This window comes from Bosea sp. BIWAKO-01, from assembly GCF_001748145.1.
GTDB lineage: Bacteria > Pseudomonadota > Alphaproteobacteria > Rhizobiales > Beijerinckiaceae > Allobosea.
Map to the genome: position 1 here is coordinate 1,315,843 of NZ_BCQA01000001.1, position 21,319 is coordinate 1,337,161.

The window sequence follows — 21,319 nt, forward strand, 5'->3', positions numbered from 1 at the left end:
ACACGGGCCTGCGCCGAAACGAAAGGGCGCAACCCGGGTCTTTCGCCCGAAAGATCGGCGATCACGGGCTGCGCAAGCCTTGCCAGGCCGTCATGACGGCCACCAGAACGAGCAGCGCACCGACCGCACGACCCACCAGCATGGTTGCCTGGCGGTTGCCCGCAAGCACCGTGCGGCTGCCTGCCGCAGCGAGTGCGAGCGAGCCGTAGACCGCAAATTGCGTCCCGGCGATGATCAGGCTCAGGATCGCGGCCTGCAACCAGATCGCGCCGGCCTCCGGCCTCAGGAACTGTGGAAAGACGGCCAACATGAAAAGATAGGCTTTCGGATTCAGCAGATTGGTCAAGGCCCCCTGCCGGAACGCCGTCCAGCCATTGCGGCGCCGCGTCTCCAGGACCGGCGCAAAGGACGCGCCGCCGCGCAGCAACGCAAGGCCGATCCATGCGATATAGGCCGAACCCAGCAGCAGCATGACGTCGAAGGCCATCGGCACGAGCCGAAGCACCGCACTCACGCCCAGGACACCCACCACGACATGGCAGATGCCGGCCGCGATCACTCCCGCCGTCGCATAGAGGCCCGAGCGGCGCCCGCCGGCGAGCGCGTTCGCCAGGACGAAAGCCATATCCATGCCCGGCACGATGACGATGCCGAAAACCAGACTGAAGAAGAGCCAGAGATGTGCGGTCTCGGACATGGCAGCCTCCGAACCATCCGCCGCGATCATGCGTGGAGAGGGGCCCGAATCCTGTCAGGAGGCTGGCGGAAGCTTGCGAGCGCCGAAGCAAGGCCTTACATCTCATCTAAACTAGGCGCCGCATCATCGTGACACGGCGATCACTGCAGACCAGAAAGACCGAGCCTGCGCATGAGCGATCTGATCTCCCAGAACCAGGGCTACGGATCGAGCGATCGGCAGGGCTGTCCGTTCCATGACGTACGCCAGCGGCTGCGCCGCGTCGGGCTTCGTCCGACACGGCAGCGCGTTTCGCTCGGTTGGCTGCTGTTCGCCAAGGGCGACCGGCACGTCAACGCCGAGATGCTCTATGAGGAAGCGATGAAGGCGCGCGTGCCGGTGTCGCTTGCGACCGTCTACAATACGCTGCACCAGTTTACCCAGGCCGGCCTGCTGCGCGAGCTCGCGATCGACGGCGCCAAGACCTTTTTCGACACGGACAATAGCGACCACCATCATTTCGTGGTCGATGGCGAGAATACGGTGATCGATATTCCAGCCTCGGCAGTCGACGTCGCTGCGCTGCCGGAGCCTCCGACCGGTTACGAAATCGCCCGCGTCGATGTCGTCGTGCGTCTGCGCAAGATCGCCGGCTGACGCAACGCGTCCAGCCTTCACTCACAGCACCCCTGCTGCGCGCCCTCTGCGCGGGCGTTGTCGCGTCGAGAGGAGACCACGCGTGAGCCATGAACCGAGCAAGGCCCTGATCTCCCGCCGCAGCCTGACCGGCCTCGTGGCCCTGGCGCTGGTCACTCCCGCCGGAAGCGCGATCGCCGCGCCGACGACATTGCGCGGAACGGTCTTCTTCCGCGAGCGCATCGCGCTGCCACGGACGGCAATCGTCGAAGTCCGCCTGCTCGATGTCTCGCTGGCCGACGCGCCCGCCAAGACGATTGCCGAGACACGCCTTCGGGCGCACCGCAATCCGATCCGTTACACGCTGCGCTTCGACCGCGCGCTGATCGAGCCGCGTCGGACCTATGCCCTGCAGGCGCGCATCACAGATGGCGAGCGCCTGCTGTTCATCAACACGACCCGCCACACCGTCTTCGACGGCGGCCGCAACAACACGACGATCCGGGTCGAACACGTCGCCCGCGACCAGGCGGCAGCGCCGCGATCAGCCACTCCCGTCGGGCGTTGGCTCGCCGAGGATATTCGCGGCGGCGGCGTGATGGACCGGCTGCAATCGGTGCTTGAGCTCGCGGCGGACGGCAAGGTCAGTGGCACGGGCGGCTGCAACCGCATGAGCGGCAGCGCGACGATCAGCGGGGCCCAGATCGCCTTCGGCCCGCTCGCCTCCACGCGCATGGCCTGCACGCCGGCTGCGATGAATCAGGAAAGCAAGTTCTTCGCAACGCTGGAAGCCGCTCGCGGCTGGCGCATCGACCAGCGGCAGGACAAGCTCGTTCTGCTGGATGCGGGCGGCTCGCCGATCATGCGTCTCGCCAGGATGTAGCGCGAAACGGGATCAGTCGACCTTCTCGTTCGGATAGACCCCCCAGAGACGCTCCTGCTTGATATAGCCGTTCATCTTGGCGACGCCGACACGGCACCAGGAATTCGCGCAGTTCACCACATTGACAATCACGCCCGGCTGCAGGCGGGCGGTCACGGCCGATCCGGCGTCGGCGCTCGCATGAAGCGTGAAGACCTCGTCCTTGACCTTCGACCAGGGGGCGACAAGGGCCGTGCGCCGGCCCGAGAGCAGGCTGTGCAACACCCAGCCCTCCGAGCCGTCGGCATCGCGCACGCGCCGCCAGGTCTCGAATTCGGCGGTGATCTCGACGGGCAGACCGGCACGCTGGAACACCCAGCTCGTGCGATGCTCCTTGGAGGGGCCTTCGCGCAGATTCACCCGGTCCGACTTCAGACTGACATAGCGTGGGATCGGCAGCCCGGTCACCGAACCGGCCGTCATGTCCTGGGCGAGAACAGCCGAGCCTGAGCCGAGATTTGCGAGCATTGCCGCCGCCAAAACCAGGCTCCGCATCATCAGACCGCTCATCCGCACCATCTCCGCATCATGTTCGTGCTCCGCCATGGTCCGGGTACCCGGCGAAGGGTCATGTTGTCATCCGACGCGCCGCCTTCTAGACACGAACCAGCGCGTGAACACGTCGTTCTCATTCCTGATACGCCTTAGTTAATGGCGGGTTGAGGCGGAACGGCGGCGTTGTCGCAGGGCTGCGGGGAGAGGAGCCGTCAATGACGAAGAAGAAGCCGCTGGTCGTGGTCACACGCAAGCTGCCCGCCGTCGTCGAAACGCGCATGCGCGAGCTGTTCGACGCCCGTCTCAATATCGACGACGCCCCGATGAGTCAGGCTGCGCTGGTCGAGGCGGTCAAGACCGCTGACGTGCTGGTTCCGACCGTGACCGACCGGATCGATGCCGCGATCATCGCCCAGGCAGGCGATCAGTTGCGCCTGATCGCCAATTTCGGCAATGGCGTCGACAATATCGATGTCGCCAGCGCCGTGCAGCGCGGCATCACCGTGACCAACACGCCAGGCGTGCTGACCGACGACACGGCCGACATGACGATCGCCCTCATCCTGGCCGTGGCGCGACGGATTTCGGAGGGCGCCCGTATCATCTCGGACGATGAGTGGGGCGGCTGGTCGCCGACCTGGATGCTCGGCCGGCGCATCACCGGCAAACGTCTCGGCATTGTCGGCATGGGCCGGATCGGCCAGGCGGTGGCGAAGCGGGCCGCGGCCTTCGGCCTTTCGATCCATTATCACAACCGCCGGCGCGTCGATGCGCGCATCGAGGAGGCACTCGACGCGACCTACTGGGATTCGCTCGACCAGATGCTGGCGCGGATGGATATCGTGTCGATCAACTGCCCGCATACACCGGCGACCTATCACCTGCTCTCGGCCCGCCGCCTGAAGCTGATGAAGCCCGATGCCATCCTTGTGAACACGGCGCGCGGCGAAATCGTCGACGAGACGGCACTTGCACGCATGCTGGAAGCGGGCGAACTTTCCGGCGCCGGGCTCGACGTGTTCGAGCACGAGCCCGCCGTGAATCCGCGTCTGCTCAAACTGGCCCGCAGCCACAAGATCGTCGTGCTGCCCCATATGGGTTCGGCAACGCATGAAGGCCGGGCCGATATGGGCGAGAAGGTCATCGTCAACATCAAGACCTTCATGGACGGCCACAAGCCGCCGGACCGCGTCCTGCCGAGCATGCTGTAAGCGACGGCCCGGCCGGGCCAGAACAGCTCCCCCGGGACCGCCTTGGTCCACGCGATGGAATGCGACGTCAGGCTGCAGCAGTTCGCTCGGCGGGAGGAATCCGGCATTCCGACAGACTGGCGAGATCGTCGAGATCGGCCGCGTGCTTGCGCCCCCAGTCGCATAGGGACCGGATGATCGGCTCCAGGCTGAGCCCAAGCGCGGTCGCGGAATAATCCACGCGCGGCGGCACTTGCTGAAAGATCTCGCGATGGACGAGCCCATGCTCCTCCATCTCGCGCAGTTGCTGGATCAGGACCTTCTGGCTGATCCGCGGCATCTGCCCCTTCAACTCCGTGAGACGCCTCGGGTGATCGAAGAGCTGGTAGAGGATGATCGCCTTCCAGCGTCCCGCAATCACCTTCAGTGCGCGCTCGACCGGCTGTACCGGCAGGCGCTTCATCGGATCGGCCATGGTTACCTTCCGGTCTGTTAGAGACAAATCGGTGTGTAGTCGCAGGACCGCATCATAGCCCAGAACGCCCGGCAGGATCATTCACTGTCGCGAGGCGCCCATGAAGGCCATCCAGATCAACCGCTTTGGCGGCCCCGATATGCTCGTACCCACCAACGTCGCGAAACCGCTCCCTCGCCCCGGCGAGGTGCTGATCCGCGTCCGGGCAGCCGGGGTCAATTTCTTCGAGACGCTGCAAAGGCAGAACCGCTATGGCGCAACGCCCGTTCTGCCCATGATCCCCGGTGTCGAGATCGCCGGCACGGTCGAGGCGCTCGGCGAAGCTGCCCAGGACTTTCAGCGCGGCGAGCGGGTCGCCGTCCCGCTCTTCGCAGCCGGCATCTTCTCAGGCGGCTACGCCGAATATGTCGCAGTCGATGCGGCTCACGTCGTTGCGCTCCCTCGCGGCCTGCCGTTTGAAACGGCCGTGGCCCTGATGGTGCAGGGCCTGACAGCGCACCATCTCGTTCGCCAGGCAGAGCCTGCGAGCAAGACCGTCCTGATCAATGCCGCAGCAGGCGGCGTCGGCAGCCTGCTCATACAGATGGCCAAACGTGCAGGCGCGAAGCGTGTCATCGCCGCGGCAAGCTCCGAGCACAAGCTGGCCCTCGCCCGGGACCTCGGGGCCGATGCAGGCGTCGACTACACACAACCCAATTGGAGCGCTCAGGTCCGGGACGCGACCGGTGGCGCAGGGCCCGACATCATCTACGAATCAGCGGGCGGAGACGTGACACGGACCAGCCTGGAGCTGCTTGCTCCTTCTGGCCGCATTGTCCTCTTCGGAGCGCTGAACACCCGGGATCCCGGACTGAACATGGCCCAGCTGCAGAACCTCATCTCCAGCAATCAATCGCTTGCCGGCTTCAGCCTGCCGCCGCTGCTGGCCGCCGGGGGCGTCAAAGCTGACCTTGCGACGCTATTTGGCCTGGCCGAGCGTGGCGAGCTCACCGTGCTGTCCGGCGGCAGCTTTCCTCTGGAGCAGGCCGCCGCCGCGCATGAAGCATTGGAAAGCCGGCGTTCGGTCGGCAAGATCGTGCTGGTGCCCTGAGCGAGGCTGGGCTCAGCCGACGCGGGCTGTGTCGAACTGGCCCGTCTTGCGGAAACGCCAGAGATAGGAAGGCACCACGGCCTCGACCGAGGTCGGGGTGATCCCGATTCCCTCGAAGCAACGCCCCTCCGCCTTCGCCTGCTTCGAGACGACATTATCGATCTCGAGCAGCGTGACCTGATCACGCGTCAGCATCAGTTCGTCCGGCAGCAAGCCGAGCGTCAGGGTGTTGACGATCTCCAGAATGCGCGCCTGAAGCCGCGCCAGCGGGAACGGCAGCGACGCCAACACACGCTTGCGGCCGGTGACCTCGCAAACATAGGTCAGCAGCTCCTTGAAGCTCTTCACCTCAGGCCCGCCAAGTTCGTAGATTCGCCCTCCGGCGATCGTCCCGTCGATGGCGCGCGCCGCAGCCTCGGCGACATCGCCAACGAAGACAGGCTGGAACTTGGTCTCACCGCCGCCGATCAAGGGCAGGACAGGCAGCATCCGGGCGAGCGAAGCGAAGCGGTTGAAGAAGGAGTCCTCCGGCCCGAAGACGATCGAGGGGCGCAGGACGATGGCCGAGGGAACCAGCGACAGAACAGCGGCCTCTCCTTCAGCCTTGCTACGGTCGTAGGCGGAACGTGATTCACGCGCGGCGCCAATTGCGGAAACCTGGACCAGACGGGTGATGCCGTGGGCAGCGCAGGCCTGCGCGATGGCACGAGCACCATTGGCCTGAACGGCCGAAAAGCTCTGCCGGCCGCCTTCCTGGAGAATGCCGACGAGGTTGATCACCGCATCCGCGCCACGAACCGCAGCAGCAACCGAATCGGGATAGCGCAGATTCGCCTGCACCGACATGATCTGTCCGACGGTGCCGAGCGGCTGCAGGAAACCGGCGAGATCGGGCCGGCGCACGGCGACGCGCACGCGGTAACCGCGCTTGACCAATGCACGCACGACATGGCGGCCGATGAAGCCGGAGCCGCCGAAAACCGTGATCAGCTGCGAGGACGGGGTCTGGGTGGCCATATTTCTCAAGCTCCGCCGAGGACTTGCCGCTGTCCTAGTGGATCGGGCCTGCGCTGTGAAGGCGAACATTCCACAGATAGCCGCATGCCGGCTCGATATCCCCGTTGACAGCCTCCATTCGCCCCCGTAAACGAACCGCCGTTGCCCAGGTGGCGGAATTGGTAGACGCACCAGCTTCAGGTGCTGGCGCTCGCAAGGGCGTGGAGGTTCGAGTCCTCTCCTGGGCACCACTCTTTATCGCTTCGGCGTCGAAGAGTTAGGTTTTGTAAAGACTTGTGGCCGACTGCCTTCAACAGGCGGATCTCCAAAAGTCGATTGCAAGGCCACATCCCCTCGCTACCAAGGGGGGATATGACGACATGATGATCCGGGCGCCCGCCGACCTTCGCTAAGGTCGCGCGCGGCTGTACCGTGACGCTGCCATCAGCATCCATTTCGAGGCCATCGCCAACGCCGCCAACGTCCCGGTGCATTCGCGGACCAGAGGCACAGCGACGTCCGGCGGCGAGACTGTCATGGTCGGGGCAAGCTTCATCCACGCTCATGCAGCCCTTCATCTCCACACGGCGCCGTAAGCGGAGCAAAACCCGTCGAGAGGTCGTGCCCCGCATATCCATCACGACGGGAAACGCCCTAACGTCGCGTCATTGATTCGGCTGGCGAGCGGCATTGCCGCATGTTGAGGGGCGACTGGACTATGCTTCGAGGCGGAACCAAGCGCACAGCGCTTGGGTTGAGGACGGCGCGCGCGCTTATCGCGGCCGGTGCGGCAGCCTGCTGGGGCCTGGCGCCCCATGCGGCCGAAGCAGCAGAGAATGGCACGGGTTTCTATCTCCTCGGCGGTCGCGGGCCGATGGCGGGATATCTGCCTCCGCCCGGATTTTATTTCGAAAGTGACACCTATTCCTACGACGCGAAGCTCGATGCGCGGAAATCGCTTCCGACGGGCGGCAGGGTCATCGCGAATGTGCGCAGTCAGGCGCGCGCGGACTTCCTGAATGGAACCTGGGTGACGCCGTGGCAGGCCTTTGGCGGCAATCTTGCGGTGGGCGCCGTCCTGCCCGTCGGGCGTGTCGCGGTCTCGGCGGGCGTCGAGCTCGATTCGCCGCGCACGAACACGGTCATCGGACGCTCGCTCCGCGACAAGGCGACCATCGTCGGGGACCCCGTCCTGTCCGCCACATTGGGATGGCACTCCGGCAAGTTCCACTGGAGCACGACGGCGCTCGTCAATGTGCCTGTCGGCGACTATCGCAATGGGCAGCTCGCCAACCTCGCCTTTCATCGCTGGGCGAGCGACCTCTCCGGCGCCCTGACCTGGTTCGATCCGGAAACGGGCATCGACCTCTCCACAGCGGTCGGCGTGACCTTCAACGGCACCAATCACGCGACGGACTACCGGACAGGAACCGAGTTTCACGTCGAATGGGCCGCGTCGAAGGCCATCACCAGCGCGATTTCGGCCGGCATCATCGGCTACCACTATCAGCAGGTCACCGGTGACAGCGGCGCCGGCGCCCAGCTCGGCGCCTACAAGGGACGGACCACGGCGCTGGGTGGAACGATCGCGTATAATTTCGAGATCGGCAAAACGCCGATCTCGGCGCGCATCAAGGTGCTCCGCGAGTTCAGCGTGGAGAACAGGGCGCGCGGGACGGTGGGTCTGCTCACGGTGTCGCTCCCCCTCTCCGTCTCTCGATAGCCAATAGACGAACGGCCGCGCCGGTCATGCCCGCGCGGCCGTTCAGAGTTTCAGCTTGCAGGCCTCCCCTTCGGGCCGCCGGCTTATGCAGCGGGCCGAAGGTCCGAACTTTCTTTCCTGCTCGTTCCTGCCTGCTCGTTCCCGGCTGCTACTTGGCGAATTCGAGCGCCGGCGGCGTCAGGTTGATCTTGAACGGCGCAACCCGCAGGGCCTTCGCATCCAGATCGAAGCTGTTCAGATCGACCGCACGCAGGACCTGATCCTTGTAGCCCTTGATGTAGTATTTCTTGGCCCGCAGGTCGGCGACCGAGGTCCACTGGGTGTATTCGAGCTCACCACCCTTCGCAGCCGAGTCGATGAAGCCGATCGGGATGTCGAAATTGTTCATGATGTGCTCGACAAGGCGCACGGTCTGCGGACCATCGGGAAGCTGCTTCGCCGACGCGGCATAGCCGAGCGCACGAATGAAGCGCGAGGGCGGCGTCGGGTCGCCCGGGATGCCGAGCAAGCCGGAGCCCTGACCGAACGGCGCAAACGTCTTCCCACCGATCTTCAATGGGTCGGCCGATACCGGCGACATCTTCACATAGTTTCGGATGTTGTTGAGGTGCCAGTCGAAGGGCGGCGAATTGGTCAGGACGCCCATCGGGTTGTCATAGACCTTCAGCTTCCCGTCGATCGGCTCGATGACGATCGAGGCGCCGGTCGCATCATGGATCGGGAAATGGAAGGGCAACGTGAAGTTCACGATCGGCGCAGGCAGATCGATGATCGCAGTCTTGTCGAGCGCCGCCTTCACCTCGGCAACGGTCGAGAAATTCGACAGCACCCAGCTCAGGAATTCCCACGGTGCCAGCGCGGTGTGCCCATCGGCCTTCTCAGGCGGCGTATAGCTGGCGAAATCGGGGAAATAGAGCGCGCCACCGGCGAGCCCCTTCTCGTTCATGCCGTCCGAGACGAAGGGCTGGCCGAAGCTCATGACGCCGACAAAGGCGTAACGCGCCGTCCATTTGATGCCGGGCACATTGCTCGGGCGCGTCCCGACGAACTCGTAGTTGCGCGGCACGACGACAACATCGGACTGGGTCTCGATCGCGTATTCCAGCGTGCGGCCATAGACCGGCGTTCCATCCGCCGCCATCAGAAGTATATTGGTGCAGGCCTGAACCGGCATCACCCCGGCCATCAGGCCGGCCAGCGCGGCCGCGATGCCCCGTTTAACAAATCCCCAACCGCCCAGACGCATGCCACGTTTCTCCAAGGTAATGCGGCTGTCTTGTTAGGCGGGCGGGAGCCCAATAATCGTGAACGGCTCCGGACAGCGCACAACTTTTGAGCGAAACAAAGAAAGTCAGTAAACCTGCACTTAATGCCGCCGCAGGGCCACCGGATCGCACAGGCTCAGAACAGGAATTCATCGACATCCGCTTCTGCAGGCAGGGCGATCGGCGCACGCGCCCCGGCCACGACTCCGCAAGCCTCGAGCACGGTGGTATGGATATGGCGTTCCGCCGCCATGGTGTAGTTCGGCCAGATTTCCTGCTCGATGAAATCTCCGACCCGCGCGAGCAGATGCGTCTCCGGCGGTTGTGCGCCGGCCGCGCGCAGCAGTTCGTGCGCCGCCCCCGTAATGAGATCACGCATGGCTCCGGTGCTCGAGAAGGACAATCCGGCCTGCTCGAGCACGGCGCCGAACCGTTCTCCCTCCCGCAGCAGCTCGTCCAGGCTCGCACCGAGCCGGTCGCCACTATGGCGCATGGTTGCGAGCGAGCTGCGCATCGTCAGGTCGCGGGAGGCGAAATAGGCAGCGTCGAGTCTCCCCTCGCATTTGAGCACCGACGAGGCGGCCTGCATCTGCGTGAAGGCTGGAGTCAGCTTGCGCGAATCGGCTGACACTTGATCGGCCGCGAACTTCAATTCCTGCGCAATCACCACGAGGCTGCGCCCACCCGTGCCGATACGAGCCGCGCGCAGCCCTGCATTCATGCCGATCAGGACGATATTCGCGGCGGTGGCAGCAAGCGCCTCGACCGTGCCCTGGCAGGTGTCGAGAACGCTCGCCACAGCTTCAGTGACGCGGTCGACGCCCGCACGGGCGATGTCGCATCGGCCCAGCAGCACTGAGGCCTCGGCCAGATCAGCCTCGAGCTCCACCAGGAAGGATGCGGCCCCGCCATTGCCGCCGCGATAGAGCGACCTGACGAGATCGATCAGTTGCGTGGTCTCGCGGTCGAGCAGGATCAGCGCGCTCTTGATCTCTTCGACATCTGGACCGAGAGCGCCTGACGCTGCTTCAAGCTGCGCCGACTGAAGCCGGAGCAGCACGTTGACACAAGCGGCGCGTGTCTCGCCGTCCTGGTCGCCGACCGCTCCAGGCGCCTCACCCAGGCGCAGCCCGGAAATGGCATGCTCGAGCCTCTGGCGCATGCTGTCGCCGGACTGGAGAGCGATGATGGCGCCTCCGGTCGCCAATGTGATGCGGCCCGAGATCGCGGCGGCCTCTTCTGTCAGCGCGACGCTGCGGCGCTGGCGCTCGATGACCTCCGCCAGCGTCTGGCCGAGCTTCCCCGCCAGGGCTGCCAGGGATCTGCCATAGCGTCCTTCGAATTCGCGCTGCGCCGTCAGTGCGGAATCAAGAAGGCTGCAGAGCTGCGCCTGATCGCGCGCACAGCGCTCGATCGTGCGCTGTGCCTGCGTGGTCAGCGTGCCGATCTCGCCGGCGAAGTCGCCGAAATCGCTTCCGACCATCGGAATGGAGATGGCCTCGATCCGCGCGCTGCGTGCGAGGATGGTGATGAGCCGCATATGCTCGAGCAGCCGTTCCAGGGCCTGAGAGGCGTTGTGGCTGTGGATCGACAGATCCTGAAGCGCGCTGGTTTCGGCGGAAAGGTCGTCGTTCAGCGTGCGCAGCTCGCCGGCGAGACGATGCAGCGCCGTACGGGCCTGTTCGATCTCGCTGCCTGCGAGTTCGCTTGACAAGGCCGCGAGCTGCTCGTTCAGCGCCTGGAACAGTGTCAGGCCCTCGCCAAGCTGCTGCCCGGCTGTGGCGAAGGTCACATCGATCGCGCGCGCATTCGCATCGAGCGACTGGATCAACCTCGGTAGTCCTTCGTTATTCCGGAACATTCTGCCCCCAACGCATTGCGATTCAGCCCTCAGGCGGTTTGGGCGATCTCGCCCGCCCCGCCGCGCCCGAGATGCGGCCAGGCCATGATTTCCTGCGGCACCCGCGCAAGGCCGACCACGCGCTGGGCTGCGCCAAGCTCGATGGCTTCCTTCGGCATGCCGAAGACGACGCAACTCTCCTCGTCCTGCGCAAGCGTGTGGGCGCCGGCCTTGCGCATTTCGAGCAGCCCGCGGGCACCGTCGTCGCCCATGCCGGTCATGATCAGGCCGAGTGCGTTGGCACCGGCATACTGGGCCGCCGAGCGGAACAGCACGTCGACGGACGGGCGGTGACGCGAGACATGCGGGCCGTCCTTGATGGCGACACGATACTGCGTGCCGGAGCGCTGCAGGAGCATGTGACGATTTCCAGGCGCGATCAGGACGCGGCCGGCGCGAAGCTCGTCGCCATCCTCGGCCTCCTTGACCTCGACCGCACAAATGCCGTTCAGCCGCCGGGCAAACGCGGCGGTGAACTTTTCGGGCATGTGCTGCACCACCGCGATGCCGGGGCATGTGACCGGCAGGGCGGTGAGAACCTCCCGCAGGGTCTCGGTCCCCCCGGTCGAAATCCCGATGCAGACGATGCGATCCGTCTCGCTTCGGACACGTCCCGGGACCGGTGGCGGCATGATGACATCCGCAGTCAGCTTCTTCTCGACAGGAAGGCGTGCCTGCCTGGGGCGCAGCCGCGCCTGCGCGGCCGCCCTGACGGAGTGCCTGAGCCGGTCAGCCGTCTCGATCAGGGCGTTGCGCGTGTCGATACGCGGCTTTGGCAGCACGTCGACCGCGCCGGCTTCGAGCGCATCGAACAGCGCCCGCGATCCCGCCTCGGTCAAGGTCGAGCAGATGATTACCGGGATCGGCCGCTGCGCCATGATCTTGCGCAGGAAGGTGAGCCCGTCCATGCCCGGCATCTCGATGTCGAGGATCATGACATCGGGCAATTCGTTCTGCAGGCGGCGCACGGCGGCAAAGGCATCGGCCGCCGTTCCCATCACCTCGATGCCCGGATCGTCGTTCAGGATGGAGCTGAGGACCTGGCGCACAGAAGCGGAATCGTCGACGATGAGCACGCGGATCGGTTGGCGGGTCATGCTGCTGACATCCTGAGCGCGGCGGGATCGGCCTGATAGACGGTCGGGACGACCTGCTGCAGTCCGGCGATGCCACTGCCCGCCATCGATTCTGAATGGCCAAGCATCAGGTATCCGCCGGGGCGCAGATGCGACAAGAGGCGTTCGATGACGGCTTTCTGAGTCGGCCCGTCGAAATAGATCAGCACGTTGCGGCAGAAAATGACGTCGACGTCCCGGTCGAATGGATAGCTCTCGTCCATCAGGTTCAGCCGCTCGAAATGGACCTTTCGGCGCAGTTCCGGCGTGACCCTGACGACATCCTGCCGCGGATCCTTCGATCTCATGAGATAGCGCTGCTGCATGGCCAGCGGCACCGGAGCGACGAAGGGGCGCGGATAGATGGCCGCTCGCGCCTCGCGCAGGACCTCCGTCGAGATGTCGGTGCCCAGGATCGAGAAGCGGATCGGTTTGGCGGCATTCACCAGGTCCTGCAGCACCATCGCAACCGTGTAGGCTTCCGCCCCTGTCGAGCAGGCGGCGCTCCAGACCTTCAGGCCCGCCGGAAGCGAGCCGTGCCGCCGCTGCAGCTGCGGCACGGCGACATTGCGCAAAAACTCGAAATGGCTCGGCTCGCGAAAGAAATCGGTCTTGTTGGTGGTCACGCAATCGATCAGGTGAACAAGCTCGTCGTCGAGCCCGCCGCGCTCGAACAGATGGGCGCCGTAGCCGGACACCCCCGCCAGGCCAAGCGCGCGGGCGCGCTTGCGTAGCCGTCCCTCGACCATGGTGCGCTTCGTCGGCGGCAACTTGATGCCAACGCGGCTCTCGATGATCGCGGCGATGGCCGAGAAATGCTTGTCAGCCAGATAATCCGAGGAATGCGACATCGTTGGCCCCATCGGTCTCAGGCTGCCTTACCGGCGGCGAGATCGGCCAGGGGAAGGCCGTCGGCTTCCATCAGGCGCTCGAGATCGAAGACGACGATGAAGGCTTCACCCTTGCGCCCGATCCCGGCGATGTAGTTCGACTGCCAGCGACCGCCGACATCGGGAGCGGCTTCGGTCTGGTCGGCGTCGAGGCCCGTGACCTCGAAGACCCGATCGGCGACGAAGCCGACGCCCAGCGTACGGCCCTTGACCGGCACATCCAGAATGATGATGCGCGTCGCGTCGGTCGGCTCCGTGCGCGGCAGCCCGAGCTTGGTCCGCAGATCGACGATCGGGTAGCCGGCGCCGCGGACATCGATCATGCCGAGCAGGAAGGCCGGCGCATGTGGCAGCTTCGATATCGGGCGCATGTCGAGAATCTCGCGGACATTGCGGATATCGATGCCGAAGAGTTCCTGATCGATGCCAAGGGTCAGGTATTGGGCGGTGTCGGCCATGGAAGACTCGCGATGCGGCTAGGGAACCAGGCGGATTGAAGGGCAGCAGGACCGGCCCCGCCTCCCGGGCGGGGCCGGTATCCGCTCAGGCGCGGTGGAACGCGGCGTCGTGCTGATCCTCGCCGCCATCCATGTCAAAGGCGAAGCCGCCATTGACGACCTTCTTGGTCGGGCGCAACCCGGAGACAGGCGCCTTCTTCGGCTGGATCGCCGTCGCCATGGCCGTGGCCTTGCCGCGCAACTGGGTGACCGCCCTGTCGACCCCAACCGGGCGCTGACTGTTCTTGCGCGCACTGCCTTCATCGAGCCGGAAGAAGGCAATCGTGGCCTGCAGCGTCTCGGCCTGAGCCGAGAGCTCCTCGGAGGTCGCGGAGACCTGTTCGGAGGCAGCTGCATTCTGCTGCGTCACCTTGTCGAGCTGCTGGATCGCCTGGTTGATCTGGGCAGCGCCGACATCCTGCTCGCGGCTGGCGGAGGTGATCTCCTCGACCAGCTCGGCGGTCTTCTTGATATCGGGCACCAGCCTGGCCAGCATCGAGCCGGCTTCCTGCGCGACCTTGACCGTATCGGCCGACAGTGTCCCGATTTCCGCCGCAGCCGCCTGGCTGCGCTCGGCGAGCTTGCGCACTTCCGAAGCAACCACCGCGAAGCCCTTGCCATGTTCGCCGGCACGGGCCGCTTCGACCGCCGCGTTCAGCGCCAGCAGATCGGTCTGGCGGGCGATCTCCTGGACGATGTTGATCTTGGCGGCAATGGTCTGCATCGCGTCGACCGCCTTGCCGACGGCAACGCCGCTTGCTTCGGCATCCTTCGCCGACTGCGAGGCCATTTTCTCCGTCTGGCTGGCGTTCTCGGCGTTCTGCTTCACATTGGCGGCCATCTCCTCCATCGACGAGGAGGCTTCCTCGGTCGAAGAAGCCTGCTCGGTCGAGCCCTGCGAGAGCTGCTCGGCGCTGGCCGACAGTTCCTGGCTGCCCGAAGACATGTTCTCCGCAGCGCTCGTCACCTGGCCGACGACATCACGCAGCTTCTCGACCATGTTCTCGAGAGCGATCCCGAGCGTGTCCTTCTCCGACATCCTCTTGGCTTCGACCGTCAGGTCGCCATTGGAGATCGCATTGGCGACAGCGGCCGTGTCGTTGAGATTTGCCGTCATCGTGTTCAGCGCGGTGACGAGGTCACCGATCTCGTCCTTGCTCTTCACGGAGATCGACTGTCCGAGATCGCCGATCGCAACCGCGTTGGCGAGACCGACCGCGCTCGAGAGGCCGCGGCTGATCGCGAGCGCAATCCAGGTGGCGGCGATGATGGCGATCAGCAGCGAGCCCAGAATGATGCCGATGAGCAGCGTTTTGGCAAAGGCGGCCTGTTCGCTAGCTTCCTTGGCCGCCGCCGCGGCGGACTGCTTGATGAAGTCGGTATACTCGTCAAGTCCCGCCATCATGTCGGTGACGGCCTCGCTGCCTTCCCCCATCGAGAGCGTGCTTGCCTTGATGTTGCCCGCCTCGCCCGCAACGGCTGCGATCCGAAGCGCTGAATCGATGCCCTTGTCGAAGGCGGCGAGCATGTTTGCCGGCGATACGCCCTGCTCCGCTATGGGGGCCGCAGCCTTGGCGAGCGCGGCGCGGACGTCGCGGGCCTGCATCTCGGCCGACTTCTGCAGCTTCTCGACATCGGCAACGGTCGTTGCGCCGAACAATTGCCCGATGGACCGCGTCAGTCGAAGCCATTCCAGCCGCACCGACTGGAAGTCGAGAGCCAGCCGCAGCGCTTCCGGCGAAGCGGAAGGCTTGGTGAGCTCGCTCAGGAGAGCCGTGGAGGCAACCGTCACGCCCTGGATGAGCGGCGTCATCTCGCTGACCCAAAGTTCGGCAGCGCGGTTGTTCGAGTTCAGCTTGGCGTTGCGGATGACCTCGTCCTGCGCCGCAAAGAAGCGATTGATCTTCGGCGTCAGCGCCTCCCAGCGGCGCTTGCCATCGTCGCTGGCCTGGGCCTGGATCTGTTCCCTGAGCTTGACGGCGTCGAGGCGGTTCTGGACCGCACTCGCCGCATGAGCAAAGGTTTCCTTGTCGGTTGCCGCCATGACGGCATTCTTTTCCGAGCGAACCGACCTGTTCATCATGCTGCGAACGTCGCTGATCTGGTCCAGCCGATTCGTCCAGTTGATCAGCACGCCCTGCGTCTCGGACATGTCGGACAGCTTCTGATAGGAAAGTCCGCCCGCCACCATGGACAAGGCAATGACCATGCCGAAGGCACCGGCCAGCTTAGTCTTGATCGTCAATCTCATAGTCAGTCCCCGATAAGCAACGTGAAGGGTTTCGTGCGCTGAATGGGCAGCGCGTCAGCTCAGTATTTTTTCGAGATCGGGAACGATGACGAATTCGTCGTTCCACTTTGTGATGAAACGGATGAAATCCGGCCGCCAGTGCATTCCCAGTCGCGGTGTCTGCTGGGTCTGGGCGGTTGAAATCTCGGTGACCTCGTAGACCTTGTCGGCCATGATCCCGAGCGCAACGGGATCACCGTCGATCTCGATCTCGACGACCACGATGCGGGTGTCGGCGGTGTCGGTCCGCCGCGCCATGCCGAAGCGCAGACGCAGATCCGCCAAGGGGATGACGTTGCCGCGCACATTGATCAGAGCGGGCAGGAAGGCGCGCGCGCCTGCAACCCGTGTGACCGGAACCGGGTCGATGATCTCGCGCACCATGTCGGCTTCGATCGCGAAGATCTCGCTGCCGAGCCCGATCATCAGGACCTGAAGCCTCGTCTCCGCTGCCGCGTGAGGGCCGTGGCCCGCGCCGCCTTGCGTCTGGATCTGCATCACGCCGCCTCCGGTGTCTTTTCGGTCTCGGCGCGGCTCTGGCCGAGCGAAACGAGTTGGGCGACGTCGAGAATGAGGGCGGCGGAGCCATCGCCAAGGATGGTGGCGCCCGAGAACATCGTGACATCGGAGTGAAGCTTGGACAGCGACTTGATCACCGTCTGGTGGCTGCCGATGATCTGGTCGACGACGAGGCCGACGCGCGTGTCCCCCATCGTGGTGATGATGACCTTCTGATGCGGGTCGGCCTCGCCGTCAGCCTCGAAGAGATCGCGCAGCCTCAGGAAGGGCACGAGGTCGCCGCGCACGTTCAGGAAGTTGCGTCCGCGCGCCCGAACGTCCTCGGCCGCGGTCAGTTCGACGCATTCCTCCACCGCCGAGAGCGGAATGATGTAGCGGCCCTCGCCGACGCGGATCAGCAGACCCTCGATGATGGCGAGCGTCAGCGGCAGCCGCAGCGTCACCGTGCTGCCATAGCCGGGCACAGTGGCAAGATCGATCGTGCCCCGCATGGCCTCGATCGTGCGCTTGACCACATCCATGCCGACGCCGCGGCCCGACAGCGCGGAGATCGTCCGGGCGGTGGAGAAGCCGGGATGAAACAGGAACTGGTGGATCTCGTGTTCACTCAGGGGCGCCCCGGCCGCGATCAACCCCTGTTCTTCGGCCTTGGCGCGGATGCGGGCCGCGTCGAGCCCGGCGCCGTCATCCTGCACCGTGACGAGCACCTGCGCCCCGACATAGCGCGCGGCGAGTTCGATCCGCCCCGTCAGCGACTTGGTGGTGCCGGCGCGAGCCGCAGGCGCTTCGATGCCGTGGTCGATCGCGTTGCGGATGAGGTGGACCAAGGGATCGGCAAGACGCTCGATCATGGTCTTGTCGAGTTCGGTATCCTCGCCGACCGTCACGAAATCGACGGGCTTGCCGAGATCGCGCGAGAGGTCGTGCACAAGGCGACGGAAGCGGCCGAAGAGCGAGCCCATCGGCACCATGCGCACCCCCATGGTGGAATCGCGCAAACCGGACGCCAGGCGTTCAATTTCCTCGGCTATCGATTTGATCGCGAGATCCGTTCCGGAATGCGCGAGCTGGCTGAGCCGCGCCTGCGCAATGACGAGTTCACCGACGCGGTCCATCAATTCATCGAGGCGCTCGGCCTGGACGCGGACGGTCGGGGTCTTGTCCTCACCGCGACGGGCGCCCTCGCTCCGCTCGCCAGCGGCACGCTCCGTCAGGGCGGGCTGCAACTCTTTCGCAACGGTTGGGGCAGCGGTTGCCGCCGCAGCCACTGCGTCGATCTCCACGATCGCGCGACGCTTCGCATCCGCCGATCCCGCCAAGCTGAGCGGCGTGATCTCAAGCTTCATCTCATCGCGAACGAACATGAAGACATCCTCGATGTCCTCGCGCGTACAGCCCCCCTCAAGCTCGACCCTCCATGCAATCATGCATGTCTCCGGATCGAGCGCTCCGAGCTCCGGCACGCCGTCAAGATGCGCACGAATACTGCATGAGCCAAGCGCGCGGAGGTCGTCGAGCAGGACCAGCGGATTGGTCCCGTTGCGCAGGATGTCCGGCTCGAAGGCGATTTCAATCAGCCAGCCTGCGCCGTCTGCGGCGGCCACGGCGGGAGGCTCGTCGAGAGCAGCACCGATAGGCGACGCCGTGCCTCCCGTCGCGCCCGTGGCGATCAGGGCCTGGAGCTCTTCGACGATCGCCTCGCCGATGATCGGATCGGTCGAGTCGGGATCGTCGATCAGCGCGCGAATATAGTCCTTGGCGGCCAGGGAGACGGTGATGATGTCACGATCCGCCGAGATCTTGCCCTTGCGGATCAGGTCGAAGGCGGTTTCGAAATCATGGGTGAAAGCGGCGACCCGGTCGAAGCCGAACATCGCCCCAGAGCCCTTGATGGTGTGCAGCGCCCGAAAAGCCGCGTCGATCAGATCGCTGTCCTGGGGCGTCTGACCGAGATCGAGCAGCGCCGCTTCCAGACTGTCCAGCAAGTCGGCGGCCTCCTGCCGGAATGTCTCGGTCGGATCGAGCTCCATCATGCGCGCACCAGCTTGGCGACGACCGCAAGCAGTTGCTCCGGCTTGAAGGGCTTGGTGATCCAGCCGGTCGCGCCCGCGGCCTTCGCCTGCTGCTTGACCCCGTCATCGGACTCGGTCGTGAGAAAGACGATCGGCACCCCAGTAAAGGACGGGAGCGCACGCAGGCCCCGGATCATCTCCAGGCCGTTCATCACCGGCATGTTCAGGTCGGTGATGACGAGGTCGAAGCGCTCTGCCTTCGCCTTGGCCAGGCCCTCGGAACCATCACCCGCCTCCACGACCTTATGACCGGAAGGAGCGAGCACAAGCTTGATCATCTGCCGCACGCTCGGAGAATCGTCGACAGTCAGAATTGACGCCATGCCACTCAAGCCCTGTTCATGTGAATGCAGTCGCCGAACTGCGCGGGCGAGATGCCTGCCCGCGCCAGCGCAGCGTTCAAGATGTCCGAAGGAGCCTGCAGCCGGATGCGTTTGCCCGCTGCTCGAGCGGTCCGGCCTGCCGAAATCAGAAGCTGCAATCCGGCGAGATCGATCACGGCAAGGGCCGAACAATCGATTTCGACGTCCGCCTCGGCCCGAACAGCAGAGGTCATCTGATCAAACAGGTGACTTACCATTCGTAGCGAGCAATCTGCGGGAAGCATTAACGTCAGCACGAATAGAACCTTCTATATTTTGACTTTCGTTTCTTATGACCCACAAGATTCAATCTCCGACCCCGCACGATATCCTGCCGAATTGTGACAGGATTACATACAAACAAAGGAGATAGTTTAGGTCTGAAACGTTTGATGATGCCAATCTTTACCTTCAATTCTGATCGATATATTAACCGCGAATCAGATATTGCGCTGGTTGTCAGGCAGTTGCGCCCGGCGAATCCAATTTGCGCAATCTGTCTTCTCGCTTCGCCTACTGTAAAAATAATCGGCGGCGGATTCAGGCAATCCGATTGGCCTAGGGACTTTCAGATGGGTCGATACCTGCGATGTCGGAAGCTGCCATGCAGCCAAGGGCTCGCCAGTGCACTTGCTACTGCCGGCGATCTGTGCCGCGAGCCGAGGCCGAGAGCGGCGAGATGACGCGACACCATCACTGCTCAACAGCGCGGCGCCAGACGCTGCATCATTTCGTCACCCATGACCCTCATGAAGCAGTGGAGCACCTTGCGGCATGCGGCGTGAGCATCACGATCTCGCCGCTGAATGACTCTTCTGGACGAATTGAGGTCAGCGCGCTGAACCAGGCGTCGGACGGGATTGTCTTTACCCGTACGAGTTTCGAGAACCCGGTCGAAATCCAGCCACGGCTGAGCCCGTGGGGATATCAGCTGTTGGTGGCGCTCAAGGGCTCGACGAGCATCGAGCTCGGAGATCGCGTCATTCGCTGCGAAAGGCAGCAAGCCGCGATCTTCGATGTGAGTGAGACCAAGGCGCTGCGCCGTTCAGCCCATTCGGAAAACTATTCCATCCTCATCGACAGAAACCTGCTGACGAACCGCCTGTTCGAGCTGACCGGGGCGCCGGTCATGCGAAAGCTCAGTTTCGAACCGGAACTCGATCTGGAGCAGACCTCGGTCGACGCCCTGCGACGCTTCCTCTTGGGGCTCGACATTTCGATGCTGGTACGGTTGCTGCAGGATGCTCCACATGGCGCAAGGCGCCTGAGCGCCTTGCTGGCAGACCTCATCCTGGAGGTGCTGCCCCATAATCACGCCAAGGCGCTGGAACGAGGCTCGCATGTCATCGCCCCAAAGCACGTCAAGCGGACCATCGAATTCGTCCGGGAAAATGCCCGCAGGCCGATTACCCCCGAGGAGCTCGCGGCGGTCGCCGGCGTGAGCCTGCGGGCCCTGCAATACGGCTTTCAGAAGTTCCTGGGGATGTCGATCTCCGAGTACGAACGCTCGGTGCGGCTGGAGGGCGTCAGACGTGAGATCGAAGGCAACTCCGGCGAACGTGTCGGCGAGATCGCGCGGCGTTGGCGCTTCTCCAATTTCACGCGCTTCAATACGCAGTTCGAGGCAGCCTTTGGCCTGAGCGCTGTGGCGCTGCGCACCCAGCTCAGCCAATTGCCGCAACCGAGGGCCTCCGCAAACTAGAACTGTATGCGACAACCAGTCAGCAAGCCTGATGAAGCGCCCTTCGACCTTGTGGCGCGCGGCGAGGGAGTTGGCCCGGGGCCGGCCCGTAAACACGGGGGCTATGCTCACGCTGCGATAGCCGATCTCGAGCTACCCGCACCTGTAGCGCACGAGCGAGTTACGCATCTTGCGGACCCCACGGCCGATCCGGGACCAGGATGCCGCGCGAACGAAGCAACATCTGCTTGCGGACTCGCGCCTAACGCCCGACTCGGCCCATTCGGGCGACAGCGTCAGCGCAAGCGAAGGGCCCGCTGGAGCCGCCCGAACGGACTGTAACTATCCCGTGATTGCCTGGCCCGAAAGCAGCTTCAACTCCCCAAATTGCTTTGACAAAGAATTGGACGGGCTACATATTAGAATCCAGCGTCGTGGCCTATCGCTAAATTCGCGCCTATCCCGTCAAGTTCTTTCGGGCACGCCATGATATTAAATCACCTCTTTGACACTAACGTAATATCT

The 21,319-nt window shown here is 64.3% G+C and carries 20 protein-coding genes and 1 tRNA gene; 7 read left to right on the forward strand and 14 right to left on the reverse strand.

The window, feature by feature from the left end:
* Positions 1–61: 61 nt before the first annotated feature.
* Positions 62–697, reverse strand: coding sequence for a LysE family translocator (locus BIWAKO_RS06040; protein ID WP_069882217.1), 636 nt, complete (start codon positions 695–697; stop codon positions 62–64).
* A gap of 171 nt (positions 698–868) precedes the next feature.
* On the opposite strand from BIWAKO_RS06040, the gene irrA reads away from it, so the two are divergent.
* Both irrA and BIWAKO_RS06050 read left to right on the forward strand, forming a co-directional pair.
* On the forward strand, positions 869–1,333 hold the full coding sequence (irrA, locus tag BIWAKO_RS06045; RefSeq protein WP_069877765.1) for an iron response transcriptional regulator IrrA: 465 nt from the start codon (positions 869–871) through the stop codon (positions 1,331–1,333).
* Positions 1,334–1,415: 82 nt separating this feature from the next.
* On the forward strand, positions 1,416–2,195 hold the full coding sequence (locus BIWAKO_RS06050) for a YbaY family lipoprotein (RefSeq protein WP_069877766.1): 780 nt from the start codon (positions 1,416–1,418) through the stop codon (positions 2,193–2,195).
* Between the two features lie 12 nt (positions 2,196–2,207).
* On the opposite strand, the gene BIWAKO_RS06055 is transcribed toward BIWAKO_RS06050, so the two are convergent.
* Positions 2,208–2,753, reverse strand: a complete 546-nt coding sequence (locus tag BIWAKO_RS06055) for an SH3 domain-containing protein (RefSeq protein ID WP_043231914.1) — start codon at positions 2,751–2,753, stop codon at positions 2,208–2,210.
* Between the two features lie 191 nt (positions 2,754–2,944).
* On the opposite strand from BIWAKO_RS06055, the gene BIWAKO_RS06060 reads away from it, so the two are divergent.
* Positions 2,945–3,940: a 2-hydroxyacid dehydrogenase gene (locus tag BIWAKO_RS06060; RefSeq protein WP_069877767.1), complete on the forward strand. Its 996-nt coding sequence runs from the start codon at positions 2,945–2,947 to the stop codon at positions 3,938–3,940.
* A 67-nt stretch (positions 3,941–4,007) separates the two neighbouring features.
* Here BIWAKO_RS06060 and BIWAKO_RS06065 read toward each other — a convergent pair whose 3' ends face one another.
* The gene (locus BIWAKO_RS06065) at positions 4,008–4,394 is read right to left on the reverse strand and encodes a winged helix-turn-helix transcriptional regulator (protein ID WP_069877768.1); all 387 of its coding nucleotides are present in this window, start codon (positions 4,392–4,394) and stop codon (positions 4,008–4,010) included.
* Between the two features lie 100 nt (positions 4,395–4,494).
* Here BIWAKO_RS06065 and BIWAKO_RS06070 point away from each other — a divergent pair, with 100 nt between their 5' ends.
* Positions 4,495–5,484 carry a quinone oxidoreductase family protein gene (locus BIWAKO_RS06070; RefSeq protein ID WP_069877769.1) on the forward strand — a complete coding sequence of 330 codons (990 nt, stop codon included), beginning with the start codon at positions 4,495–4,497 and terminating at the stop codon, positions 5,482–5,484.
* A gap of 12 nt (positions 5,485–5,496) precedes the next feature.
* On the opposite strand, the gene BIWAKO_RS06075 is transcribed toward BIWAKO_RS06070, so the two are convergent.
* Positions 5,497–6,501 carry a complex I NDUFA9 subunit family protein gene (locus tag BIWAKO_RS06075; RefSeq protein WP_069877770.1) on the reverse strand — a complete coding sequence of 335 codons (1,005 nt, stop codon included), beginning with the start codon at positions 6,499–6,501 and terminating at the stop codon, positions 5,497–5,499.
* Positions 6,502–6,644: 143 nt separating this feature from the next.
* On the opposite strand from BIWAKO_RS06075, the gene BIWAKO_RS06080 reads away from it, so the two are divergent.
* Positions 6,645–6,731, forward strand: a tRNA-Leu gene (locus BIWAKO_RS06080).
* Positions 6,732–7,198: 467 nt separating this feature from the next.
* On the forward strand, positions 7,199–8,203 hold the full coding sequence (locus BIWAKO_RS06085) for a SphA family protein (protein WP_069877771.1): 1,005 nt from the start codon (positions 7,199–7,201) through the stop codon (positions 8,201–8,203).
* 148 nt (positions 8,204–8,351) lie between these two features.
* Here the strand turns inward: BIWAKO_RS06085 and BIWAKO_RS06090 are convergent, their stop codons facing one another.
* From BIWAKO_RS06090 to BIWAKO_RS06135, 10 genes are all read right to left on the reverse strand, one after another.
* Positions 8,352–9,449 carry a linear amide C-N hydrolase gene (locus BIWAKO_RS06090; RefSeq protein ID WP_069877772.1) on the reverse strand — a complete coding sequence of 366 codons (1,098 nt, stop codon included), beginning with the start codon at positions 9,447–9,449 and terminating at the stop codon, positions 8,352–8,354.
* Positions 9,450–9,604: 155 nt separating this feature from the next.
* Entirely contained in the window at positions 9,605–11,329 is a 1,725-nt protein-coding gene (locus BIWAKO_RS06095; protein WP_141740001.1) for a coiled-coil domain-containing protein, read from the reverse strand.
* Between the two features lie 29 nt (positions 11,330–11,358).
* A complete protein-coding gene (locus BIWAKO_RS06100; RefSeq protein ID WP_069877774.1) occupies positions 11,359–12,465 on the reverse strand; it encodes a protein-glutamate methylesterase/protein-glutamine glutaminase in 1,107 nt (368 codons plus the stop codon).
* On the reverse strand, positions 12,462–13,334 hold the full coding sequence (locus tag BIWAKO_RS06105) for a CheR family methyltransferase (protein WP_084652159.1): 873 nt from the start codon (positions 13,332–13,334) through the stop codon (positions 12,462–12,464). The genes BIWAKO_RS06100 and BIWAKO_RS06105 overlap by 4 nt, the downstream gene beginning before the upstream one ends.
* 17 nt (positions 13,335–13,351) lie before the next feature.
* Entirely contained in the window at positions 13,352–13,831 is a 480-nt protein-coding gene (locus tag BIWAKO_RS06110) for a chemotaxis protein CheW (RefSeq protein WP_069877776.1), read from the reverse strand.
* An 85-nt stretch (positions 13,832–13,916) separates the two neighbouring features.
* Positions 13,917–16,121, reverse strand: coding sequence for a HAMP domain-containing methyl-accepting chemotaxis protein (locus tag BIWAKO_RS06115; RefSeq protein WP_069877777.1), 2,205 nt, complete (start codon positions 16,119–16,121; stop codon positions 13,917–13,919).
* Positions 16,122–16,175: 54 nt separating this feature from the next.
* Positions 16,176–16,658, reverse strand: a complete 483-nt coding sequence (locus BIWAKO_RS06120; RefSeq protein ID WP_069877778.1) for a chemotaxis protein CheW — start codon at positions 16,656–16,658, stop codon at positions 16,176–16,178.
* Positions 16,658–18,712, reverse strand: coding sequence for a chemotaxis protein CheA (locus BIWAKO_RS06125; RefSeq protein WP_069877779.1), 2,055 nt, complete (start codon positions 18,710–18,712; stop codon positions 16,658–16,660). The genes BIWAKO_RS06120 and BIWAKO_RS06125 overlap by 1 nt, the downstream gene beginning before the upstream one ends.
* Positions 18,709–19,074, reverse strand: a complete 366-nt coding sequence (locus BIWAKO_RS06130; RefSeq protein ID WP_069877780.1) for a response regulator — start codon at positions 19,072–19,074, stop codon at positions 18,709–18,711. Before BIWAKO_RS06130 ends, BIWAKO_RS06125 begins: the two co-directional genes overlap by 4 nt.
* A gap of 5 nt (positions 19,075–19,079) precedes the next feature.
* The gene (locus tag BIWAKO_RS06135; protein WP_141740002.1) at positions 19,080–19,370 is read right to left on the reverse strand and encodes an STAS domain-containing protein; all 291 of its coding nucleotides are present in this window, start codon (positions 19,368–19,370) and stop codon (positions 19,080–19,082) included.
* Between the two features lie 422 nt (positions 19,371–19,792).
* Between BIWAKO_RS06135 and BIWAKO_RS06140 the strand changes: the two genes are divergently transcribed.
* Positions 19,793–20,815 carry an AraC family transcriptional regulator gene (locus BIWAKO_RS06140; RefSeq protein ID WP_176733270.1) on the forward strand — a complete coding sequence of 341 codons (1,023 nt, stop codon included), beginning with the start codon at positions 19,793–19,795 and terminating at the stop codon, positions 20,813–20,815.
* Positions 20,816–21,319 lie beyond the last annotated feature (504 nt).